Here is a 22,522-nt window from a genome sequence, read left to right as displayed (position 1 = left end):
CTTACATTGGGACGTGCACGGATGCGACCCATCCGGGAGAGAAGTGTCCTGTGTCCCTGATCGATTGGCTCTTTGACGCCCAGCTGCAGATCGGCAGCCAGACCATTCTCTGGCGCGAGATCATCGGCAACGTCTTCGGCATCGCCAGTGCCGTCGGCGGGATGCGCCGCAAGATCTGGGCCTGGCCGGTGGGCATCGTCGGCAACGCCCTGCTGTTCACGGTGTTCCTCGGCGCCGTCTTCGGCACACCCAACCCGGTGAACTTGCTCGGTCAAGCCGGTCGGCAGGTGATGTTCATCATCGTCTCGATCTACGGCTGGGTGCAGTGGTCGCGCAGCCGCTCGGTCGGCACCGTCGCCGTCGCCCCGCACTGGGCCGGCACCCGGGCGCGGGTGGGCCTGGGCATCGGCCTCGTCGCCGGCACGCTGGTGCTCACCCCGATCTTCCGGGCGCTGGGCTCGTTCGAACCGGTCTGGGCCGACGCCTGGATCTTCACCGGCTCGCTGCTGGCCACCTACGGCATGGCCCGCGGTTGGACGGAATTCTGGCTGATCTGGGTGGCCGTGGACATCGTCGGCGTGCCCCTGCTGATCAGCGCCGGCTACTACGCCTCCGCGATCCTGTACCTCTTTTATGGCGCATTCACCATCACCGGCTTCGTGATCTGGACCCGGGTGCAACGCCGCCGCGCGCTCGTGGAGCGGGCCCTGGCCTGATCTCACCCTGCAGCGCCCGCGAGAGCGGCCCTGTGGTTGCCTGGATCGGCTGAGGTAGCCAGAACGCCGCTTTCGCGAGGTCGACCTTCCGCGAAAGCGGCCGTGTGGTTGCCTCGGCCGGAGCGAAGTGACCACGTGGCCGCTTTCGCGAGGTCGTCCTTCGAGCGCACGCGGGTGCTTGGGGGCCGTCGGGACGGTCAGCCGGCGGGGCGGGGCGGGGCAGACGACCGGCGCCGGAGCTGCTTGGGCCGGCCGAGGGCCACCAGGCCCAGCACCGGCGCGATGAGCAGCTGCAGCGCCACGAGGGGACCGAACGAGGCGAACACCACGGTGAGCACCGCCGTCGCGGTGCCCAGGATCAACACGATCACCAAAAAGACGGTGCGTCCGGTGCGGGCGAAGGCGACGGATGCCAGCCCCAGCGGCACCAACCGCAGCCACAGGTCCGCCTGGGATTGGGGCAGCGGCCCGCCGATGACCGAGATCGTGGCAGCCAGCGCGTACAGTGCCGTCCACACCCAGAACAGCCATGGACCGGCGGGCTGCACCGGCTGGTACGGCTCGTCGGCCGCCCAGCCCGGCGGCGTACCCGTGGCAGGTTCCCGGCCGGTCCCGGCCCACGGCCCGCCCGAGCCGAAACTCGAGCCGGAGCCCGCCCCTTCGCCGGTCGGCCGGGGTCCGGCGGATCCGGGGGAGCGGCGCATCCGCTCGGCCTCGACCTCACGCAGCACGGCCCGGGCCTGAGTGAACCTGTCGAACCGGGCGGCCGCGGCGGCCAACTCGGCGGGAGTTGCGGCGGTCAACCGGTCGGGATGCGAGCGCTGGGCCTGGTACCGGAACGCCCGCTCCACCTGCTCCAGCTCGGCATCGACCGCAACCTCGAGGAGTGCCGCCGCCTCGACGGGGGTCATCGTGCGTTCGGTCATGCGCACAGTCCGCTCACGCGGTCGAGTTTATCCCGACCGATCTGCATGCTGTCGAGACGTCGCAACAGCGGTTGCCGATGGAAGGTCGGTTGCCACATCCGCGAAGCCGGTCTGGTCGCGGTCCAGCACGACAGCGGGAGGCAGGCCGTCGGCGGTGGCGTGCATGCTCTCGGCGCCGCGCACCCGACCGAGGGTCAGGGTCACGGCGGGCTGGACCGGGTGGACCGAGGAGGCGGCCAGAAGGGCCATGAACTGCGGCCCGGGGATGGGACGGCTGAACAGGTAGCCCTGCGCCCCGTCGCACAGGTGTTCCTTGAGGAAGGCAAGCTCATCCACATTTTCGACGCCCTCGGCGATCACGCGCAGTTTGAGGCTGCGGGCCATGTGGATAACGGCGGTCACTAGGGTGGTGTCCCGGCCCTCCGTGGTGATCTGTCGAATGAAGGACTGGTCGATCTTCAGCGCGTCAACCGGGAACTTGCGCAGATAGCTCAGGCTGGAATAGCCGGTCCCGAAATCGTCGACCGCCACACGCACGCCACGCTCACGCAACGATTGGAGTACTTCGGCAGTGGCCTCGACGCGCCTCATGAGGACGCTCTCCGTCAGCTCGATCACGAGCCGACGGGGATCAAGCCCGGTGTCGGCCAGGATCCCCAGAACGCCCGTCAGGAAGCCGTGATCCTGGAACTCCATGGCCGAAACGTTCACGGCTATCGTGATCGGTCCGAGACCGGCATCGGTCCACCGCTGGGCCTCGCTGCACGCCTCTCGCATGACCCATCGTCCAATCGGGATGATGAGACCGCTGTCCTCGGCGATCGGGATGAAGTCGTCCGGGGCAATCGGGCCTCGCGCGGGATGCGTCCAGCGGGTGAGCGCCTCAGCGCCGGTGATTTCTCCCGTACGCACGTCGATCACCGGCTGGTAGTGCAACGACAGCTCATCCTTTGCGATGGCTCTGCGCAGGCCCTCCGCGATGAACTGTCGTTCGACGGCCCGGACGTTCATGGTCGGCGTGAAGAACTGGTAGCCCTGGCGTCCGTTCTCCTTGGCCTGATACATGGCGGTGTCGGCGTTTTTGATCAACGTCTCTGCATCCTGGCCGTCCTCGGGGTAGACGCTGATCCCGATGCTCGTCGTGATGTGGAGGTCCGTCCCGTCGATCGAGTGGGCGGCGGCGATCACGCGCAGCATGCGAGTGGCGCTGATCGCGGCCGCTTCCGCGCTGGAGATATCGGAGAGCAGAACGACGAACTCATCGCCACCCTGCCGGCTGACCGTGTCGGTGTCGCGGACGCATCCGTCGAGCCGGATCGCGACGGACTGGAGTACCCGGTCACCCGTCGAATGACCGAGCGAGTCGTTGATGTGTTTGAAACCATCGAGGTCGAGAAACAGCACCGCGACGCGACTCTCGTGGCGGGCAGCGATGGCCAGGGCCTGGGTGATCCGTTCGGTGAGCAGGCCCCGGTTCGGGAGTTGGGTCAGGAAGTCATGCTGGGCGGCGCGGGCCATTTCCTGGCTCATGGCGCGGGCAGTCGTGACATCGCGGAACACCACGACGGCGCCGGCCGGGTGGCCCATCCGATCATGAATGACTGCGGCGGATCCCTCGATGGGCATCTCCAGCCCGTCGCGGCGGACGAGGATGCCTAGGCGGGGCAAGACCGAGGGATCCGTCGGCAGCTGGAAGTGGGTGAGCAGCGGTTGGCGGGTGGACGCATCGAGAATCGGGAGAACCTCGTGAAGGGGTCGCCCGGCAGCCTGCGGGAGCGGCCATCCGGTCATCGTCTCGGCGACGAGGTTGAGGAACGTGATGTTCCCCTGCGTGTCCGTGCACACCACGCCCTCACCGATCGATTTGAGCGACACCAGCGCCCGCTCCTTCTCGGTGAATAGCGCCTCCTCCATCGCGTTGCGCTCGATGGCATAGCGCAGGGCACGGAGCAGGCTCTTCGCGTCGATCTCGCCCTTGATCAGATAGTCCTGGGCGCCCTCCTTGAGTGCCAGCGCCGCCAGCGCTTCGTCGTCGAAGCCCGTGAGCACCACGAGCGGCACGCGCGGCGCGGCGGAGCGGACACGTCGGAGGGCGTCCAGGCCCTGGGCGTCGGGGAGCCCGAGGTCGAGGAGGATGACATCGACCCCGTGCGCGGCCAGGTGGGCCTCTGCCTCCCGCGCTGTGCCAACCTGGCTGAGTGAGCGGTCCGAGGGCTTCTCGTTGAACATCTCCCGCAGGAGCCGGGCATCACCGGGATTGTCCTCGATCACGAGGATCCGGGTGAGGTCCGCACCGCTCATTCGGTGTCCCGCTGATTCGGGAGTTTGGCCTTCGTCAGCCAGAAGTCATTGATGCTCTTCACGAGGGTCTCGAAGCGATCCAGCTGCACGGGCTTGCTCAGGTAGCTGTTGGCCTGCAGCTGATAGCTCGTCACGATGTCGTCCTCCGCCTCTGAGGTGGTGAGGATGATCGTGGGGATCGTTTTCAGATCCGGGTCCGCCTTGATCCAGGCGAGCACTTCCCGTCCGTCCATGCGCGGGAGGTTGAGGTCGAGGAGGATCAAGTCCGGGCGCGGGGCGCCGGCGTAGGCATCCTCGCGCCGGAGAAACGCGAGCGCCTCGACGCCGTCGGAGGCGACGTGGAGCTGGATGGCGACGTTCGCGTCGTGGAGAGCCTCGCGGGTGAGCCGGACGTCGCCAGGGCTGTCCTCCACGAGTAGTACCTGGATATTCATGTGCGGCCTTCTTGTAACAGGGCGGGGGGCCCAGTGGCGCCCCCCGCTGGGAGGTCAAAGCGGAAAGTGGAGCCCTGTCCGGGCTCCGACTCAACTGAAATCGTGCCGCCGTGACGTTCGACGATCTTTTTGCAGATGGCCAGGCCGATGCCGGTGCCGGCGTATTCGTCACGTCCGTGCAGTCGCTGGAACATGCCGAAGATGCGGTCAAAGTACTGGGACTCGATCCCGATCCCGTTGTCGCGCACCGAGAATTCCCACCGGTCCTGGTGGGTTCGCGTGCAACCCAGGTGAATCCGAGCCACGGTGTCGCCCTGCTGGTAGCGGATGCTGTTGCCGATGAGGTTCTGGAAGAGCTGGACGAGTTGGACCTCGTCGGCGACGACCACGGGAAGCGGGTCGGAGGTCACCGTCGCGCCGGATTCCTCGATGGCAGCCTGCAAGTTCACCAGGGCCCGGTCCAGCGCGCGCCCGCTCGGGGTCTCGGTGACGTTGTTGGCCTTGGTGCCCACCCGCGAGTACGCGAGGAGGTCCTGGATGAGTTGCTGCATTCGTGTGGCGCCGTCCACCGCGAACCGGATGAAATCATCCGCGTCGGAATCGAGCTTGCCCACGTACCGGCGCGCCAGGAGCTGGGTGTAGCTGGAGACCATCCGCAGCGGTTCCTGTAGATCGTGGGAGGCCACGTACGCGAAATGCTCCAACTCCTGGTTGGAGCGGCGGAGTTCATCCAGGGTGGTGGCGAGCTGCAGCGCCGCGGCGTTGCGCACGCTGATGTCACGGATGGCGGCGGTGATCAGGATTCCCTCGCTGCTCTCCAACGGGCTGAGCATGATCTCGATCGCGAAGTCGGTGCCGTCCTTGCGGCGTGCGACGAGTTCGATGCCGGTGCCGATCTGCTGTGCCAGCGCGTCGGCGGCCGAGCGGGCGCCGTCGGCGATCAGGCGTTCGGCGAAGCCTTCCGGGATGATGTTGGTGACCGGTTGGCCGATCAGCTCGTCCCGCCGGTAGCCCAGCTGCTTTTCCGCCCGCACGTTGAGCAGCACGATGTCGCCGGCCTCATTGACGACGACCATCGCATCCGGCGCCGCCTCCAGCAGGCCCCGGTAGCGCGCCTCCAGCTGGACCAGCTGCAGCGCCGCGGCGTTGCGCACGCTGATGTCACGGATGGCGGCGGTGATGAGGGTGCCCTCGCTGCTCTCCAAGGGGCTGAGCATGATCTCGATCGCGAAGTCGGTGCCGTCCTTGCGTCGTGCGACGAGTTCGATGCCGGTGCCGATCTGCTGTGCCAGCGCATCAGCGGCCGAGCGGGTGCCGTCGGCGATCAGGCGTTCGGCGAAGCCTTCCGGGATGATGTTGGTGACCGGTTGGCCGATCAGCTCGTCTCGCCGGTAGCCCAGCTGTTTTTCCGCTTGCACGTTGAGCAGCACGATGTCGCCGGCCTCGTTGACGACCACCATCGCGTCCGGCGCCGCCTCCAGCAGCCCCCGGTAGCGGACCTCCGACGCGCGGCTCTCGGTCAGGTCGTGGCTGAACTCCGCGAACCCTCGCAGTGTGCCGTCGGTGTTCCGCAGGGCAGTGAAGGTGAGGTCGGCGAGGAACTGCGAACCCCCCTGGCGAACGCGCATGCTCTGTTCCCGATGGAGGCCCGTCTGAGCCGCCAGCCGGAGGATCTCCGCGGGCCGGCCGGCCGCGATCGCCGCCTCCGGAAAAAAGCAAGAGAAGTTGCGACCGATGATCTCGTCGGCGGCGTAGCCCGTGTGCCGCTGGGCCCCGGCATTCCAGGTGGCGACTTTGCCCTGCGGGTCGATCAGGTAGATCGCATAGTTGTCGACAGCGTCGACCAACGACCGGTAGTCTGCCTCGCTGTCGGCCAGGGCTCGCTCGGCGAGGCCGGGAGTGGAGACATCGCTGGTGGCTGCCGTTGTCACGCGGACTGAACGGTGCACACAGAGTGCGTGGCCGCGGCCGGAGTCGCCAGGGACTGAAGCGGAACGGTCAGTGCGGTCATGATCGAAGATTACCGCACGCTCCCCAGCCGTCCAACGAAACCGCCCACGCACTTCTGCGTCAACCGAGGCTGCGGCCGGTTGCCGGGTCACAATGGAGCCATGCCGAATCGCCTCGCCGACGCCATCAGCCCGTATCTGCGCTCGCACGCCGAGAACCCGGTCGACTGGCACCCGTGGGGTGCGGCCGCCTTCGCCGAGGCCCGCCGGCGCGACGTGCCGGTCCTGGTGTCGATCGGCTACGCCACTTGCCACTGGTGCCATGTGATGGCCCGCGAGAGCTTCAGCGATCCGGCGCTGGCCGCCTATCTCAACGAGCAATTCGTGAGCGTCAAGGTCGACCGGGAGGAGCATCCGGATGTCGATGCCAGCTACCTCGCCGCGGCCGGCGCGTTCACCCAGAACCTCGGCTGGCCGCTGAATGTGTTCGTCACCCCGGCCGGCCGGCCCTTCTTCGCCGGCACCTATTCGCCGCCCACGCCGATGCCAGGGCATCCGGCGTTCCGTGAGGTGCTGAACGCCGTCACGGATGCCTGGACCAACCGCCGGGCCGCCGTCGAAGACAGTGCAGCGGGCCTGGCCGAGGCGCTCGCCCAGGCGGCGCCCGCGGCGGTGGGGGAGTTGCCGGACCAGTCCAGACTCGCCGACACCGTCGCCCGGCTGGCCACGGCGGAGGATCCCGTCTACGGCGGTTTCGGCGGTGCCCCCAAGTTTCCCGCCGCGCCGACCCTGGGCCTGCTGCTCGACCGGGCCGACGGCCGGGAGCTGGCGCTGCGCACCCTCAAGCGGATGGGTGCGTCGCCGCTCCGCGACCCCGTCGAAGGCGGTTTCTTCCGCTACGCCGTCAACCGCGATTGGAGCGACCCGCACTACGAACGGATGCTTTACGACAACGCGCAACTTCTCGAGCTGTACTCCCGGGCGTGGATGCTCACCGGTGAACGCTGGGCCCGCATCGTGGCCGAGGGCCTCGTCGGGTTTCTCGGCGCGGTGCTGCAGCTGCCCGACGGCGGTTTCGCCAGCGCCCAGGACTCGGAGAGCACCGTCGACGGGGTGCGGGTGGAGGGCGGCTACTACGCCCTCGACGAAGACGCCCGCCGCGTCCAGGCCCCGCCGGCCCTGGACGCCAAGGTGCTCACCGGCTGGAACGGCCTGGCGATCGGGGCTCTCGCCCTGGCCGGGCACGCGTTCGCCGACGATGCCGCGCTGCATCTGGCCCGCCGTGCGGCCGACAGGCTGCTCCAGGCGCACCGCCGCGCCGACGGCGCCCTGGTGCGGGCCTCCATCGACGGTCGTCTCTCGGCCGCGGTCGCGACACTGGAGGACTACGGCATGTTCGCCGGCGGCCTGCTCGAGCTCGCCACCGCCACCGGAGAGGTGCGGTACGCGGTCGTGGCCCGGGAACTCATCGACAGGGCCATGCCCGGCGACGGTTCGACGGCCGGCCGTGAGCCCGGAATGACCTTCGCAGCCCCGGAGGGCGCCGATCCGGTGCTCACGGCGCAGGGACTCGACCTCGCCACCGACCCCTCCGAGGGCGCCTACCCGTCCGGACTCACGGCCATCGCCAGCGCGGCCTGGCGGCTGCACCTGCTCACCGGCGCCGGCCGCTACCGCGACGCGGCCACGGCCGGGATGGTGCGGCTGGTCGGATCCGGCGACATCAACCCGCTCGCGTTCGGCGCCGCTCTTCGGCTGGTCAACGGGCTCACCACGCCGGTGGAGCAACTCGTCGTCGTCACCCCTGACGGAGCCTCGGGACGGCCCGTCGCCGCCATGGCCGGTTCGGCTCTGTTGGACGCGGCCCGGCGTCGCACCGGGGTCGTCGCCGTGGTCACCGAACGGCAGGGCGCCGCCTTCGCCGCCGCCGGCTTCGAGCTGTTCGCCGACCGCACCACCCGCGACGGCCTGCCCACCGCATACCTCTGCCGCGACTTCGTCTGCCGCCTGCCCAGCACGGATGCCGCCGCGCTCGGCTGACCCGCCCCATCCGCCGCCCCGCCCCGTGCAACTGTTGCCCGTGCGGACAACTGCGCCCGGCGCACCGGGCACTGTTGTCCGGAACGGGAATAGTTGCCGGCCGGGCGGGCACACCGACGAGACCAGGCAAGCCGGTGCCACCCTGGCCACCGCTTCCCGGATGATCACCCACGACGCGTTCGATCGCCGGCACTACGGCCTGACCACGCCGCCGCCGTCCGGGGCGCCGGTCACGCCCCGGCCGCCCCGGCAACGTACACTAGAGCAACGTCACTGTTCCCAGCGGGCCTCTTGCCCGGCCTGGACCGGTGCGTGGATGCCCGGGAGACCCGGGCGCATACTCCGGGGCCTGGCGCATCGATGCCCGCCCTGAGCAGATCGCCCGTCGCTTTTCCCGCACAACCGCTTGGCACCCCGCAGTCAGCCCTGCATCCGTTACCGCTCCACGTATTTTTCTCCAAGGAGGACCATGGCACGCTTTGACCGCACCGATTCCACCCGACACTCTCACATCGCTGCCGGAACTGGCTTCTCTGAGGCCCCGGCGAACCCGGTCGATGAACCGGCTCCGGACACCGCGTCCATTCCCCTCCTCTCGCTGAGCAGCGAACCCGAGCTGGTGCTGCGCACCCTCGACGACCGCACCCGCCGTTTCGACCGCGAAGACGTTGTCGTGCGGAAGGGTGAGATCGCCCTGATCAACGGGCACTTCACCCCGCACGAGTCCAGGGTCAGCGACCTGCTCGCCCTGGCCGACGCCCTCGACACCGCCGGGATCGACTATCTGCTGGTGCGCGGCGACCACGACCGTCCGGTCATCGCCGTGAACCGAAAGCGTCGCAAGAAGATCAGCCGCGTCCTGGCCCAGGCCTTCGCGAACACGCCCTTCTACCTCAAGCCCCTCGACGGCGACCTCGGCCGCCCGGCTCTCGCCGCCGACGGCGCCCTCGCCGCCCTGGGCACCTCGGACGTCTTCAGGGTCTACCAGCCGCGCATCGAACCCATCGGCCGGCTCCGCTACGGTGCGGAGACCGCGTTCCAGCTCGAGCTGTGGCGGTTCGGCGAAGACGAGATCGTCGCTCCCGTCGAGAATGCCCTCATGCGCCGCCGGCTGCCCCGGTCCGAGGCCCGCGAGACCACCGTCGAGCTCTTCGGCCGCACCTGGCGCACCCTGCAGAACATGTTCGACGACCTCGTCAGCGACATCAGCTTCGACATCGACCTGGTCTTCTCCTGGGTTGACGGGTCCTCCAGCGACTTCCAGAAGGCCCGCGCCCTGCGCATGAACGGTTACGTCGCCGGCGCCGGCGACGATTCGGATGCCCGTTTCCGGCAGATCGATGAACTCAAGTACGCGTTGCGGAGTGTCTACATGTTCGCGCCGTGGGTGCGCCGCATCTTCATCGCCACCGACTCGCCCGCTCCCGAATGGCTGGTGGACCACCCGCGGGTGACCATCATGAACAGCGAGGACTTCTTCCCCGACGTCTCCGTGCTGCCCACCCACAACTCGCACGCCGTGGAGAGCCAGCTGCACCACATCCCGGGTATCGCCGAGCACTTCATCTACTCGAACGACGACATGTTCTTCGGCCGTCCGGTGGGACCTGAGCTGTTCTACTCACCCGGCGGAATCACCAAGTTCGTCGAGGCGGCGACCCGGATCGGCCTGGGCGACAACGACCCCAGCCGAAGCGGGTTCGAAAACGCCGCGCGGGTGAACCGGGCGCTGCTGCGCGAACGGTTCGGCAAGGTCACCACCCGGCACCTCGAGCACACCCCGGCACCGCTGCGCAAGAGCGTCATGGCCGAGCTCGAGGCCGAATTCCCCGAGGACTTCCGACGCACCATGGCCAGCCGGTTCCGCTCGGCCACCGACATCTCGGTCACCAACTCGCTGTACCACTACTACGCGCTGGCCACCGGCCGGGCCGTCGAGCAGACCCAGGTTCGGTCGCTGTATGTCGAAACGACGCTCAAGCTGGCGCTGCGCCAGATGAACAAGCTGCTCAAGCGCCGCGACCAGGACATGTTCTGCCTCAACGACGGCAGCTTTCCCGAGATCAGCGACGAGGTGCGCACCGAGGCAGTCACCGACTTCCTCGAGCGCTACTTCCCGATCGTGGCCCCGTGGGAACGCGAAAGCGTCATCGCGGCCAGCCAGCACGGCGAGGACACCCTCATCGAGAGTGCCCTGGGCCTGGGAAACGGCGACGTCAGCGCAGAACCTGGATCGGCCTGGTCATTGGCGGCTCCCGGTATGCGGGCAGACTCCCCGCAGGCATGATCTCGATGCCGGAGGCGGCCAGGCGGCGGGCGCTTTCGGCGGCGTCGATGTAGTCCAGCGGCTCGAAGTCGCCCAGCGGTACCACCGAGTGCAGCACGGTGTCGGCGTAGACGTGCACGAGGTTGAACGCTCGCGCGCCGTCGCGGCCACGGGTGCCGCCGACGGGAACGTTGAGGTCCTGGGTGTAGCAGGTGGCCGACGCCACCGACACCGGGATGCCGGCGAACGTGGCGGTGGACGAGTAGTGCAGGTGCCCGGCCAGGATGCTGCGCACATCCGTGCCGCGCAGCACTTGAGCGAGGCTGGCCTGATCGCGCAGCTCCACCGCAACCGACAGGTCGAGCATGCTCGGCACCGGCGGGTGGTGCATGGCCAGGATGGTGCCGTCCGGCGCGGGGACGCTCAACTGCAGGCTGAGCCACTCGAGCTGATTCTCGGTGATCTCGCCGTAGTGGCTGCCGGGCACCGAGGTGTCCAGGGTGATGATGCGCAGCCCGCCGATGAAGTCGACGTGGTCGATCGGCGCCTGACTGGGTTCCTCACCGAGCAGCTCGGTACGGAAGTTCGCCCGATTGTCGTGGTTCCCCATCACCCAGATGACCCTGGCGCCGAGGCGCTCCGCGGCGGGTTCGACGATGCCGCGCAGCTGCGCGTAGGCGTGCGGCTCACCCTTGTCGGCGAGGTCACCGGTGATGATGATCGCATCGGGTCTGCCGCCGGATGCCTCGACATCCGCGACCAACCGCTGCACGTGTGCGGCACTGTCCACGCTGCCGTAGAGACGATTGCCGTCTGCGAGCAGGTGCGTGTCGCTGAGGTGGAGAAGGAAATAATCCGGCCTCGGGTATTCGGCCGTTCGAACGCTCACGGAGCTTCCATTCGTTTGGTACTTAGGCACTTTACGGGGATTACGCTGCGGATGCTACAAGACCAGTCGATCAGAGAATCATGAACATAGCGTGTCCAACACGCGAAAAGACGGGACCCTGAGGATAAATCCTCAGGATCCCGTCTCGTGACCTGTCTCAGGGATGCGTGAGCCCGGGCTCCGTGACCGGCAGCACCGCTACGGCGCCCTCGTCGTGCTCGTACGGTTCGATGGTGTCGTGGTCCGCGGCCGCCGCCCGGCGCCGCTCCGACTCGAAGTCGCCCTCCAGGCCCGGGTACCCACCGCGGTCGAGTGAGCGATCCGCGCCGCGCGTGGACCGTTCCCGCCTTGTCTGCCTACCGAACATAGTTCGACGCTACGCCGCAGAATCACCATGTCAAGAGGCAACCTGAGCGTGTCTCAGCACCTGACGCACATGTGTTGTGCACCAGGCTTTCACGGTTCACCCATGCTGCCGTGGGAAGCTAGAGAGTGCCCTCGATCTCCCGCCTCACCCCCACCCGTTACATCGGCGCCGCGTTGCTCTGCGTCGTCGCGTTTGTGGCGTTGTACCTCTTTTTCGTGCGGGATGTCGCCGGGCAGGCCATCGATCAGCTGGCCTTCAACGGGGCCGAGGACGGTTCAACGGGCACCACGGTCACCCGGCAGCTGCTCGACCTGATCCCCTCGGTGATGGTCGCCATCGGAGCCATCGTGAGCCTGATCATCGCGACGGTGCGACGCGCCTGGTTCCCGCTCGTGGTCGCCGTGAGCGCCGCGATGGCGGCCGTCGTGACCACTCAGCTGCTCAAGAACGTGATCCTCACCCGCCCGGAGCTCGGTGTGGACGGCTACGTCCCCAACTCATTCCCCTCCGGGCATACAACGGTGGCGGCGGCATCCGCGTTGGTGGTGTTCCTCGTCGCCAGCCCGCACACACGGTGGCTGGCCGGCACCATCGGGGCGGCATTCGCGGTCGCGGCGGGGGTATCCACGCTGGTGAGCCTGTGGCACCGGCCGAGCGACGTGATCGCGGCGCTGCTCGTCGTGGCGTTCTGGGGCTGCGTCGCCGGGGCCGTGCTCACCCGGTCCGGCGGCCGACAGCGCACCGCACGCACCCCCACCCCGGCCAGGGTGGGCCTGAAGCTGCAGACCGGGATCGCGGTGCTCGCCGGCATCGTCACCGCGGTGGCCGCGGGTATCGGCGCCACCGGGGCGTTCGGCATCTCGGATGCGCCGGTGGCCTATCTCGGCGCGGTCACCGCGATCGTCGCGGTCGGTTTTGTGCTGGCCATCACCGCCACCCGCCTCTTCGACCGCCTGCCGTAGCGGTCGCGGGCGGGAGCCCACGGCCGGGAGCCCATCTGCCGCCGCATCCGCCGTGCGCCTCGCCGCGCAGGGGGATGTGCCTACGGCGCGGTGCGTGTAACACTGGGGCATGGCCGTCACGCTGAGAGCGCTCCAGACCGTTGTTCCGCCCACCGTCCTTGTGCAGGAGCAGGTCAGGGACATCTTCGCCGCCCAACCTGGCCTCAGCCGGCTGGCGCAGCGGTTGGTGACCGCATCCTTCAACCTGTCGGGGATCGACACCCGGCATACCGTGATCGAGGAACTCACCCTCGACTCGCAGGCGCCCGAGCCGCAGTTCTTCGACGCCACCACCCAGCGGCTGCTCGTGCCCGGCACCCGGGTGCGCAACGAGCTGTACATCGAGCAGGCCACGAAGCTGTTCGTGGAGGCCGGCCGGCGTGCGCTGGCCGCCTGCCCGGGGCTGGACGCCAGTGACATCACCCACGTCGTGACGGTCTCCTGCACGGGCTTCTACGCGCCGGGCCCTGACTACATGCTGGTGCGCGAGTTGGGCCTGGCGCCGTCCACCCAGCGGTACCACCTCGGATTCATGGGCTGCTACGCGGCCATGCCGGCGCTGCGCACCGCGAAGCAGTTCGTGCTGGCCGATCCGTCCGCCGTGGTGCTCGTGGTCAGCGCCGAGCTGTGCTCGCTGCACCTGCGCACCTCCAGCGACCCCGACACCATCGTGGCGTCGTCGCTGTTCTCGGATGGCGCGGCCGCCGGCATCGTGAGCAGCCGTGCGCCGGTCGCCGGCGAGACCGCCCTCAACCTGGACCACTTCGAGACCGTGATCACGCCCGTCGGCGAGGGCGACATGGCTTGGAAGATCGGCGACGAGGGCTTCGAGATGGTTTTGAGCTCGTACGTGCCGCACATCATCGACGAGCACATCGAGTCGGCCCTGGCGCCGCTGTTCGGCCGGGACGAGTCGCTGACCCTGGCGCTGGCGGCGGGTGTGGTGGCCGAGGCCGACGCCGTGACCGTGCAGGCACAGGAGCAGCAATCGCAGTCGGTGGACGGCGGGGGGAGTCCCGGCCAGGTGCTCACGGCCGCGACCCCCGGTTCGGCTCTGAGCACCGCCATCGCGCACTGGGCGATCCACCCCGGCGGGCGCAGCATCCTCGATAAAACCGAGGCCAAACTCGGCCTCACCGAGGCGCAGCTGGTGCCGTCGCGGGAAACCCTGCGCACCAACGGCAACATGTCCAGCGCCACCATCCTCTTCGTCATGAAGGAGATCCTCGAGGGCGCGGCCACCGCCGACGGGGACAGGGTCTGCGCGATGGCGTTCGGGCCGGGTCTGACCGTGGAGTCGGGCCTGATGACAGTGCAGCGCGGCTGACCCGTGCTCCCGAGGCTCCGCGAACGGGCGGTCGACGCCGTCGAGATCATGGACGATCCGCACTGCGACGCCGAGACGCTGCGGCGCACCTACGCGAACTTCCGGTACGTCAACGCCGTCGTCTCCGGGCTTCGGCACACCTACCGCCGCGACATCCGACCGCGCCTGTCGGCCGGCACCGAGACCAGCCTGCTCGACATCGGCTCCGGCGGCGGCGATGTGGCCCGGTCACTGGCCCGCTGGGCCGTGCGCGACGGGCTGCGCCTGAGTGTGACCGCGATCGACCCGGATGCCCGCGCGCACGCCTACGCGGCCGGCCGGCCGCCGTTGCCCGGGCTGGAGTTTCGCCGGGCGCTCAGCAGCGACCTCGTGGCAGCGGGGGAGCGGTTCGACATCGTGCTCTCCAACCACGTGCTGCACCACCTCAATGGCGTCGAGCTCGGCGCGTTGCTCGTGGACTCGGAACGGCTCAGCCGCGGCCTGGTCCTGCACGGCGACATCGAGCGCTCCCCGCTGGCCTACCTCGGCTTCGGGCTGGGCACGTGGCCGTTCTTTCGCCGCTCCTACATTCGCGCCGACGGCCTCACCTCGATCCGGCGCAGCTTCACCTGGCGCGAGCTGGCGGCCGTGGCGCCGCCGGGCTGGAGCGTGCGCCGGGAGGTGCCGTACCGGCTGATGCTGCGTTGGCAGGCCCCCGCGGTGACCGAACCGCGGCGGGCCGTTTCGACTGATTCGGCCGCACCGGCGGCTGGAAGGCGGGCGAATGCGTGACGTGATCGTGGTCGGCGGCGGCCCGGTGGGTATCCTGCTGGCCTGTCTGCTGGCCGAGCGCGGCGTGGACGTGGAGGTGCTCGAACGGCGTACCGAGCCGTCGATGCTCGCGCGGGCCATCGGCATCCACCCGCCGTCGATGCGGGTCCTGCGCCAGGCCGGCGTGGCCGAGGAGGTGCTGGCCCGGGCAGTGCGCATCGAGACCGGCAGCGTGCAGAGCGGCGGCCGCACGCTGGGGCGGCTGTCGTTCGCGCAGACGACGGGGCGGTTCCCGTTTGTCGTGGCGCTGCCGCAGTACGAAACCGAAGCTGTGCTGCGGGCGCGATTCCGACAGTTGCGGCCGGACGGTCTGCGCTCCGGCGTGGCTGTGGGCATGCTGCACGATCGCGGCTACCACGTGGACCTGATCGCCGAGCCGAGTGCCGACAGGGCCGGGGATACCGGCGACAACGGGCTCGAGATCGTGGGGACGGCGCGGTACGTGGTGGTGGCCGACGGCGCCCGCGGACAGCTGCGCGACGCCGTCGGCATCGCCTCCCGGCCGCTGGGCGGCGGGGAAACCTACCTGATGGCCGACTATCCGGACACCGGCGAACACGGCAGCGAGGCCGTTTTGTTCTTCGAACGGGGCGGCGTCGTCGAGTCGTTCCCACTGCCGGGCGGCCGGCGCCGCTGGGTGGCGCTGACGCCGACCCTGATGGAGGATGCCTCGCTCGAGGATCTGACGGCCCTGGTCCTCGGTCGCACCGGGGTGCTGCTGCCGGCCTCCGACGCCGTGCCGAGCTCGTTCTCGGTGCGGCAGCGGCTGGCCGCCACGATGGTGCAGGGCCGGGTGCTGCTGGTGGGGGATGCGGCGCACGAGATCAGCCCGATCGGCGGGCAGGGAATGAACCTGGGGTGGCTCGACGCGGTGGCGTTAGCGCCTGCGCTCACGCACGCTCTCGCGCAGCCGATCGAGGCCCGGGTGACGCTCGCCGGCTACGACCGCCGCCGGCGGCGCAGCGCCCGCATTGCCGCCAGGCAGGCCGGCTTCAACATGGCCATGGGCCGTCCGGCGCGCGGACTGCGGCTGCGGCTGCGCAACGTGATCGTGCGAGTCCTGGCGACACCGCCGTTGAACGGCCTGCTCACGCGGGCGTTCACGATGCGCTGGCTCTAGCCGGCCTCCCCGTCCAAGGGTCGCGTCCACGTCGTTGGTCGAGCTTGTCGAGACCTGGTGACCCGATCCCTGGGTCGCGCCCACGGTTGGTTGCGTCGCGTAGGCCGGGCCCGGCGTGCAGTTGAATAGAGGGGTGACTGCACCTCTGATCGACCTGCTCCGCGCCGACCTCGGCGCCGCCAACTTCTCGGTGACCGCCCTGACCGGGCTGTGGGGCATCGAAGCGGATGCCGCCCTGCGCCGCAATCAGCGGGTGCCGGCCCTGCGGGCGCTCGCCAAGCTGCGCGCCACCCTCTCCGTGCCCGAACCCAACGTGGTGCTCGCCCAGATCTTCGTGCTCGGGCTACCCGTCGAACGGGCCGAGCTCGCGGCGGCCCTGCCGTCCCTCGGCGTGGACGGCGCCGAGCAGCTCGGCCTTGTCGCCGCCCGCCCCGACGAGGCCGCAACGCAGCCAGGCCCCCTCGCCGACCGCGCCGCCCCGGCGGACCCGGCACAGGTGGCGCCGCTGGTGGACCTGCGGCCGTACAGCTTCGTGGACGCGCACGGCGCCGGCAGCTGGTGGATCACCTCGGACCTGGGCGAACTGGCGCTGGGCCATCCGCTCGGCGAAGACCACGTGCTCGGCGTCGGCGGCGCGTCGCTCACCCTGAGCGCCCTGATGATCCCCACCGCGGTCGACAGCGCGCTGGACCTCGGCACCGGCTGCGGCATCCAGGCCCTGCACGCCGCCAGACACGCCACCCGGGTGGTGGCCACCGACATCTCCGAGCGCGCCCTCGAGCTCGCGGCGCTCAACGCCCGGCTGAACGGCGTCGAGAACATCGAGTTCCGGCTCGGCAGCCTGTTCGACCCCGTCGCGGGGGAGCGGTTCGACCACATCATCTCCAACCCGCCGTTCGTCATCACCCCACGGGTGGAGGGTGTGCCCAGCTACGAGTACCGCGACGGCGGCATGGTCGGCGACGCCCTCGTGGAGGCCGTGGTGCGTGGCGCCGCCGACCACCTCACCCCCGGCGGGGTGGCCCAGCTGCTCGGCAACTGGGAGTATCACGACGACGACGCCTTCCACAGGCTCACCGGCTGGCTGGAGAGCCCGGCGGAGACCGCTCTGGACGCCTGGATCATCGAGCGCGAGGTGCAGCCGCCCACGGGCTACGCCGAAACCTGGATCCGCGACGGCGGCACCCGCCCGGACACCCCCGACTTCGACCGGCTCTACGGTGCCTGGCTCGACGACTTCGAGGCCCGCGGGGTGCGTCAGGTGGGGTTCGGCTACATGCTGCTGCGCCGCCCGACGGATGGCCGACGCCGGCCCGCCGCGCCTGCCCGCCCCCGCCTGCTCCGGCTCGAACGCCTGCCGGAGGCCCTGGGGCACAACCCGGCCGGCATCGGCCACCACCTTGCCGAGTGCCTGGCCGCGCACGACTGGCAAGCCGGGCTGGATGACGACGCGCTGTCCCGCAGCACGCTCACCGTGGCATCCGACGTCACCGAGGAACGGCACTTCTGGCCCGGCCAGGAGGATCCGACGCTGATGACCCTGCACCAGGGCGGCGGCTTCGGCCGGTCGGTGCCGCTGGATACCGCCCAGGCCGCCCTGATCGGCGCCTGCGACGGCGAGCTTCCGGTGGGGGCCATCATCGACGCGATCGCCCAGCTGCTCGACGCCGACGCGGCCGCCTTGCGGGCCGAGCTGCTGCCCCGGGTGCGCGGCCTGCTCGACGACGCCTTCCTCCAGCCGCCCGCCGCCTAGCCACGGGCGCCCGCCGGCCCCGCCGCGCCCGGCCACAGCTGCCCGCCCCAGCGGCGCTAACTGTTGCCGAAGCGGACATTTGCGCCCGGTGCGCCGGGACCATTTGTCCGGAACGGGAACAGTTGCTGCCGAGGGGCCCCACCCGGCGCGCCCGACCGCGGCCGAACCGGGCGGCCACGGCCTGAGGTAGCGTGAGGGGTACCACTTCGAGGGGCCGAGAGGAGTGCGTCACCTGACGCGAACACAGCGATGCAACGTCGGACCTTCCTGATCAGCTCCCTTTCCGGGCTCTCCCTGCTCGCGCTCAGCGGATGCGTGCCGCCCAAGCCCACGCCGACGGGCTCGCCCACTCCCTCCGCCACGCCGGCGCCGTCCCTGGTGCCGCAGCCCCAGGACATGCTGCGCAGCTCCTGGTCCGATGACCCGTTCGCCCGCGGCTCCTACAGCTTCGCGGCGGTCTCCTCAACGCCTCAGCAGCGCGAGGACCTGGCCGAACCCATCCTCGACAGGCTCTTCCTCGCAGGGGAGGCGCTCTCAGACACCGCCCCCGGCACCGTGCAGGGCGCCCGCGGCTCCGGCCAGCGCGCCGCCAGGGCCCTGGCGGACGTCGCCGAACCCGGCGAGCGGGTGGCCGTGATCGGCGCCGGAGCTGCCGGCGTCGCCGCCGCCCGGCTGCTCACCGACGCCGGTTTCACCGTGCTCGTGATCGAGGCCCGCGACAGGCTCGGCGGCCGCATCCACACCGTCGCCAGTGACTCCTGGCCGATGCCCGTCGAACTCGGCCCGTCGTTCATCGTCGCCGGCAGCACCAACTCCCTCGACGAGGAGTTCACCGGCCTCGAGGTCTCGCACGCGCCCTTCACGCCGACCCCGGAGGCGCGCACCCCGGCCGGCACCGTCACCCCGGTCTCTCCGGTCGGCGCCGACGCCGTCACCGCGGCGCTGGCCTGGGCCGCCGCGCAGGCCGAAGACACCTCCCTGGCCAAGGCCCTCATCGCCAACGGCTCCGCCACACTGTCGATGGCGGATGGCGAAGCCGGGGTCTCCGACGCCGACTGGCTGGACTACCAGCTCGCCACCTCCACCACCCTGGAGTCCGGTGCCCCGGCCGAGGAGATGTCCGGCTGGTATGCCCCCACCCCGGCGACGACCGCCGCGGACGACATCCGCATCGTGCTCGGCGGCTACGGCGCGCTGCTCGACGAAGACGCGGCCGACCTGGACGTGCTCTTCTCCAGCGTGGTGACCCGGGTGGCGTACACCGACACCTCCGTCAGCCTGCGCCTGGGCACCGGCGAGTCGCTCACCGTGGACCGCGCGATCGTGACCGTGCCGCTGGGCGTGCTCAAGAGCGATGTCATCGAATTCGACCCGCCCCTGCCGTTCGCGCACCGGGGCGCGATCGCCGCGCTCGGGATGGGCGCTCTCGACAAGATCTGGCTTCGCTTCGAGGAGCCGTTCTGGGACACCGACGCCGCCCTGTGGACCACCGTCGGAGACGACACCCTCGACTTCAGGGTCTGGGTGAACATGATGCCGATTACCAACGAGCCGATCCTGGTGGGTTTTGTCAGCGGCGAGCGCGCGTTGGGGCTCGCGAAGTCCGACAACACGGAGTTCACCGACGCCGCGTTGCGCAGCCTCGAGCCGTTCGCGGTCGTCGCCACGGCCACCCCGGCGCCCTGACCGGCCCTTCTGTTTGGGGCTCCGGGCGGAGTGATTCGCCGTCGGAACATTAACGAGCAAAGCTCAGAGTTCCGGTGTAAGCTCCACGAAACGTCTAGTCGGTGAAGGGGCCGCCCATCTCAGGGACACCCCCACGGGGAGATCCAGTCGTTTCCCGACTGGACGTGCCGACGGAGTCCGGGTGGGTGCTTTTCGCCGTCGGTCATCGGGTGCGGTCGCGATCCTGGTGTCCCACCTGCACCGCGGCCAATGCCAATTCTGATTGACCGTGTGAAACATGTATATTCTGACAAGTCTTGATTCAGTGTCGCTGCTCGACTTCGACACCAACCTGCCCTGCGAGGGCAGCCACCACCACCGGAGCCTGAGCGGCCACGCCGCCGCCGAGCCCGGCGCTTACATGGTGATCTCCCCGTGCTGCGGTCCCAAGGTGATCCAGTGTTCGCCGCGGGTCTCGGCGATGCAGGCCTCCGGCGTGCTCTACTGCGGTACCTGCGAGTCCGAGCACCTCACCAGCCAGTACACCTTTCTCCCCGTCGAGCAGTAGCGGGTCGGGCGCGGCCGGGCCGGTTCTAGTTGGGCACCGATGACGCGCGGTCGCCGCGCGGGCGGGGACGCCAACTGAGCCGCGACGTGGCCACGAGCACTGCCGCGATGCCGAGGAACAGCAGTACGGCGATCAGGCAGTAGAACGCGGTCTCGAGCGGGCCGCTGACCTGGGCCGGGTCGAGGAAGAAGTACGGGTACCAGCCCACGAACGAGCCTCGCACGAACGTGAAGATGCCCCAGGCGATCGGGTACGGCAGGATCCAGCGCAGAAAACGCCAGGACAGCCGGGCCTTGCCGGTGTCGGTCAGCCAGTCCAGCAGCGCCAGGGTGGGGATGTAGAAGTGCAGCACCTGGCTCGGCCAGGGCACCTCGATCGAGTAGTCGCGCGATGACGACTGGATGACGATGGTGAGGAACACGATTCCGGAAACCAGGATGTACGTGGTCACGAGCGCCCGGAACACGTCCAGCCACTGTGGGTCCTTCGGCTGCCGGAACGCCACGATCGCGCCGAGCACGAACGCGATCACCGCCGCGATCGCACTCTGCACCGTGAAATAGGTGAACACGTTGTACGCGGCGAAGGTGGGGAACAGCAACACGTACTCGTAGTTGCCGATCAGCCCCGCAATCCCGGCGACGGCCAACAGCAGCCGGCCGATACCGTAACTGGACCGCATGGACAGGCGTTTGCGCGCGCGGAACGGCTCGCGCGCCTGTGGTTCCTCCCGTTGCGGGGAGGATTCGCGCACCGTCGGTCCCGTCCGGCCGGGACCGGATGCCTGCGCGCCCATACTCCCACGGTACGCCAGAGTGCCGGTCGCCCGCGGCCATCACCGGCATCGCGGTGGGTCGCTACAGGCGGATGCTGAAACTCGCCTCGCCGTGTTCGGCCAGGTCGGTCACCTGCACCGATTCCACGCTCGCCGAACGCGGTCCGGTGTGCAGCCAGGCCAGCATCCGTTCGACCGCGTCGTCGTCACCCTCGATCTCGGCTTCGACGGCGCCGTCGGACCGGTTGCGCACGAAACCGCCCAGGCCGAGGGTGCCGGCCTGCGCCTCGGTGTAATACCGAAACCCCACGCCCTGAACCATCCCGTTGACGATCACTCGCTTGCGACTCACGCTCCCCATTCTGGGCGCACGCCACCGCCCCGACAACCCCGCCCGCCCGTCAGGTCTGCGGTTCGTTCCCATCCCATTGGTTGGGCTTGTCGAGACCGGGGGACATGCGTTGAAAAGTCGGCTCGCGGAGTCTCGACAAGCTCGACCGACGAATAGGGTTGGCTTCTCGAGATCGACCCGCCGGCGGTCAGGCGGAGTCGCGCCAGACTATTTGGGTGTCGAGCAGGATGCCGCCGAGCTCCGGCGCCTCACCGCGCAGCTGGCTGAGCACCGACTCGGCCGCGCGCTGGCCGAGGCCGTTGGCGGGCTGGCGCACCGTGGAGAGCAACGGCTGGCACCGGAGTGCCCAGGCGCTGTCGTCGAAGCCGACGATGCCCACGTCGCCCGGCACGCTGCGGCCGTCCTCACGCAGAGCGTTCAGGGCGCCGGCGGCGATCACGTCGGAGGCCGCGAAGACCCCGTCGATCAGCGGTTCGCGGGCCAGTAGGGCGCGCATGCCGTCGCGGCCGTCGGCGTAGGTGTACAGCGGCACCGGGGCCACCAGCGCGGGGTCGAACCGGTCGCCCAGGGCATCCGTGAAGCCGGCCAGCCGGTCGGCGCCGGAGTCCCGGTCCAGGGCCGCGGCGATCATGCCGATGCGGCGGCGGCCGGTGCCGATCAGGCGCTCGGTGATGGCGCGGGCCGCGGCGCGGTTGTTGATACCCACGTACGGCAGGTCGCGCAGGTCCTGCGGATGCCCGACAAACGCCGCCGGCAGGTCGAGCCGTTCGATTACCCGGGTGATCGGGTCTTGTTCCCGGGCCGACACGACGACGACACCGTCGACGAAGCCACCGCTGAGGTACCGCGCCACCCTCTCGGTGTCGCGCTCGGACTCGATGACCAGGCTGACCATCTGGTAGTCGGCCAGGGAGAGCGCCGAGTTGGCGCCGAGCAGGATCTCGCCGATGTTGGGGTCTTCGAGGAACAAAGAATGCGGTTCGTGCACGATCAGGCCCACGGCCTGGGAGCGCTGCATGACGAGGTTGCGGGCGGCGGTGTTCGGCACGTAGCCGACCTTCGCGATGGCCGCCTCGATGGCCAGACGAGCCTCGGCCGACACGTAGGGTTCGTTGTTCACCACCCGGCTCACGGTGCCGCGAGACACGCCGGCCTCCGCGGCGACGTCGTGGATCGTCGCACGCTTGCGCCGCCCCGGAATTGTCACCATTCGATAACTGTACCCGTCCCCGAGCTTGACATCGTGGGCAGGCTGTACTTACT

The 22,522-nt window shown here is 69.5% G+C and carries 19 protein-coding genes; 10 read left to right on the top strand and 9 right to left on the bottom strand.

Annotation, left to right across the window (positions count from 1 at the left end; translation table 11 throughout):
• Positions 1-50: 50 nt before the first annotated feature.
• The gene (gene pnuC / locus C3B61_RS17860; RefSeq protein WP_088456964.1) at positions 51-716 is read left to right on the top strand and encodes a nicotinamide riboside transporter PnuC; all 666 of its coding nucleotides are present in this window, start codon (positions 51-53) and stop codon (positions 714-716) included.
• 197 nt (positions 717-913) lie between these two features.
• Here pnuC and C3B61_RS17855 read toward each other — a convergent pair whose 3' ends face one another.
• The 4 genes from C3B61_RS17855 to C3B61_RS17840 are packed head-to-tail and all read right to left on the bottom strand — an operon-like array spanning position 914 to position 6,308.
• Positions 914-1,642 (bottom strand): hypothetical protein, encoded by a 729-nt coding sequence (locus tag C3B61_RS17855; protein WP_103461810.1) that lies wholly within the window; start codon positions 1,640-1,642, stop codon positions 914-916.
• A gap of 27 nt (positions 1,643-1,669) precedes the next feature.
• Positions 1,670-3,943, bottom strand: a complete 2,274-nt coding sequence (locus C3B61_RS17850) for an EAL domain-containing response regulator (RefSeq protein ID WP_103461809.1) — start codon at positions 3,941-3,943, stop codon at positions 1,670-1,672.
• On the bottom strand, positions 3,940-4,377 hold the full coding sequence (locus tag C3B61_RS17845) for a response regulator (RefSeq protein WP_103461808.1): 438 nt from the start codon (positions 4,375-4,377) through the stop codon (positions 3,940-3,942). Before C3B61_RS17845 ends, C3B61_RS17850 begins: the two co-directional genes overlap by 4 nt.
• Positions 4,374-6,308: a PAS domain S-box protein gene (locus C3B61_RS17840; protein ID WP_165787858.1), complete on the bottom strand. Its 1,935-nt coding sequence runs from the start codon at positions 6,306-6,308 to the stop codon at positions 4,374-4,376. The genes C3B61_RS17845 and C3B61_RS17840 overlap by 4 nt, the downstream gene beginning before the upstream one ends.
• A 180-nt stretch (positions 6,309-6,488) precedes the next feature.
• On the opposite strand from C3B61_RS17840, the gene C3B61_RS17835 reads away from it, so the two are divergent.
• Positions 6,489-8,366: a thioredoxin domain-containing protein gene (locus C3B61_RS17835; protein ID WP_103461806.1), complete on the top strand. Its 1,878-nt coding sequence runs from the start codon at positions 6,489-6,491 to the stop codon at positions 8,364-8,366.
• A gap of 469 nt (positions 8,367-8,835) precedes the next feature.
• The gene (locus tag C3B61_RS17830; protein ID WP_103461805.1) at positions 8,836-10,653 is read left to right on the top strand and encodes a stealth family protein; all 1,818 of its coding nucleotides are present in this window, start codon (positions 8,836-8,838) and stop codon (positions 10,651-10,653) included.
• On the opposite strand, the gene C3B61_RS17825 is transcribed toward C3B61_RS17830, so the two are convergent.
• Positions 10,583-11,521, bottom strand: a complete 939-nt coding sequence (locus C3B61_RS17825; RefSeq protein ID WP_103461804.1) for a phosphodiesterase — start codon at positions 11,519-11,521, stop codon at positions 10,583-10,585. The genes C3B61_RS17830 and C3B61_RS17825 overlap by 71 nt on opposite strands.
• 157 nt (positions 11,522-11,678) lie before the next feature.
• Positions 11,679-11,888: a hypothetical protein gene (locus C3B61_RS19585; protein ID WP_088456958.1), complete on the bottom strand. Its 210-nt coding sequence runs from the start codon at positions 11,886-11,888 to the stop codon at positions 11,679-11,681.
• Between the two features lie 125 nt (positions 11,889-12,013).
• Here C3B61_RS19585 and C3B61_RS17820 point away from each other — a divergent pair, with 125 nt between their 5' ends.
• From C3B61_RS17820 to C3B61_RS17790, 7 genes are all read left to right on the top strand, one after another.
• Complete coding sequence (locus C3B61_RS17820; RefSeq protein WP_103461803.1) at positions 12,014-12,850, top strand: phosphatase PAP2 family protein; 837 nt, start codon at positions 12,014-12,016, stop codon at positions 12,848-12,850.
• Between the two features lie 109 nt (positions 12,851-12,959).
• Positions 12,960-14,216, top strand: coding sequence for a type III polyketide synthase (locus C3B61_RS17815; protein ID WP_244285994.1), 1,257 nt, complete (start codon positions 12,960-12,962; stop codon positions 14,214-14,216).
• A 3-nt stretch (positions 14,217-14,219) separates the two neighbouring features.
• The gene (locus tag C3B61_RS17810; protein ID WP_244285993.1) at positions 14,220-14,987 is read left to right on the top strand and encodes a class I SAM-dependent methyltransferase; all 768 of its coding nucleotides are present in this window, start codon (positions 14,220-14,222) and stop codon (positions 14,985-14,987) included.
• The gene (locus tag C3B61_RS17805) at positions 14,980-16,146 is read left to right on the top strand and encodes an FAD-dependent oxidoreductase (protein WP_103461802.1); all 1,167 of its coding nucleotides are present in this window, start codon (positions 14,980-14,982) and stop codon (positions 16,144-16,146) included. The genes C3B61_RS17810 and C3B61_RS17805 overlap by 8 nt, the downstream gene beginning before the upstream one ends.
• 133 nt (positions 16,147-16,279) lie before the next feature.
• Entirely contained in the window at positions 16,280-17,899 is a 1,620-nt protein-coding gene (locus C3B61_RS17800; RefSeq protein WP_244285992.1) for a class I SAM-dependent methyltransferase, read from the top strand.
• A 249-nt stretch (positions 17,900-18,148) separates the two neighbouring features.
• Positions 18,149-19,585 carry a flavin monoamine oxidase family protein gene (locus C3B61_RS17795; RefSeq protein WP_103461801.1) on the top strand — a complete coding sequence of 479 codons (1,437 nt, stop codon included), beginning with the start codon at positions 18,149-18,151 and terminating at the stop codon, positions 19,583-19,585.
• A 277-nt stretch (positions 19,586-19,862) separates the two neighbouring features.
• Positions 19,863-20,132, top strand: coding sequence for a hypothetical protein (locus C3B61_RS17790; RefSeq protein ID WP_104162633.1), 270 nt, complete (start codon positions 19,863-19,865; stop codon positions 20,130-20,132).
• A gap of 25 nt (positions 20,133-20,157) precedes the next feature.
• Here C3B61_RS17790 and C3B61_RS17785 read toward each other — a convergent pair whose 3' ends face one another.
• From C3B61_RS17785 to C3B61_RS17775, 3 genes are all read right to left on the bottom strand, one after another.
• Positions 20,158-20,928, bottom strand: coding sequence for a Pr6Pr family membrane protein (locus C3B61_RS17785; protein ID WP_088456952.1), 771 nt, complete (start codon positions 20,926-20,928; stop codon positions 20,158-20,160).
• A gap of 61 nt (positions 20,929-20,989) precedes the next feature.
• Entirely contained in the window at positions 20,990-21,259 is a 270-nt protein-coding gene (locus C3B61_RS17780; protein WP_370290109.1) for an acylphosphatase, read from the bottom strand.
• Positions 21,260-21,446: 187 nt separating this feature from the next.
• Positions 21,447-22,469, bottom strand: coding sequence for a LacI family DNA-binding transcriptional regulator (locus C3B61_RS17775; RefSeq protein WP_103461799.1), 1,023 nt, complete (start codon positions 22,467-22,469; stop codon positions 21,447-21,449).
• Between the last annotated feature and the right edge of the window lie 53 nt (positions 22,470-22,522).

The organism is Cryobacterium zongtaii (assembly GCF_002909375.1).
GTDB lineage: Bacteria > Actinomycetota > Actinomycetes > Actinomycetales > Microbacteriaceae > Cryobacterium > Cryobacterium zongtaii.
This window is presented reverse-complemented; position numbering and strand designations above follow the sequence as displayed.

Coding starts and splice junctions, on each gene's coding strand:
- C3B61_RS19585 (WP_088456958.1), bottom strand. CDS start 11,888: ATGTTCGGTAGGCAGACAAGGCGGGAACGGTCCACGCGCGGCGCGGAT.
- C3B61_RS17830 (WP_103461805.1), top strand. CDS start 8,836: ATGGCACGCTTTGACCGCACCGATTCCACCCGACACTCTCACATCGCT.
- C3B61_RS17815 (WP_244285994.1), top strand. CDS start 12,960: ATGGCCGTCACGCTGAGAGCGCTCCAGACCGTTGTTCCGCCCACCGTC.
- C3B61_RS17855 (WP_103461810.1), bottom strand. CDS start 1,642: ATGACCGAACGCACGATGACCCCCGTCGAGGCGGCGGCACTCCTCGAG.
- C3B61_RS17795 (WP_103461801.1), top strand. CDS start 18,149: ATGCAACGTCGGACCTTCCTGATCAGCTCCCTTTCCGGGCTCTCCCTG.
- C3B61_RS17850 (WP_103461809.1), bottom strand. CDS start 3,943: ATGAGCGGTGCGGACCTCACCCGGATCCTCGTGATCGAGGACAATCCC.
- C3B61_RS17785 (WP_088456952.1), bottom strand. CDS start 20,928: ATGGGCGCGCAGGCATCCGGTCCCGGCCGGACGGGACCGACGGTGCGC.
- C3B61_RS17775 (WP_103461799.1), bottom strand. CDS start 22,469: ATGGTGACAATTCCGGGGCGGCGCAAGCGTGCGACGATCCACGACGTC.
- C3B61_RS17790 (WP_104162633.1), top strand. CDS start 19,863: ATGTATATTCTGACAAGTCTTGATTCAGTGTCGCTGCTCGACTTCGAC.
- C3B61_RS17805 (WP_103461802.1), top strand. CDS start 14,980: ATGCGTGACGTGATCGTGGTCGGCGGCGGCCCGGTGGGTATCCTGCTG.
- C3B61_RS17845 (WP_103461808.1), bottom strand. CDS start 4,377: ATGAATATCCAGGTACTACTCGTGGAGGACAGCCCTGGCGACGTCCGG.
- C3B61_RS17835 (WP_103461806.1), top strand. CDS start 6,489: ATGCCGAATCGCCTCGCCGACGCCATCAGCCCGTATCTGCGCTCGCAC.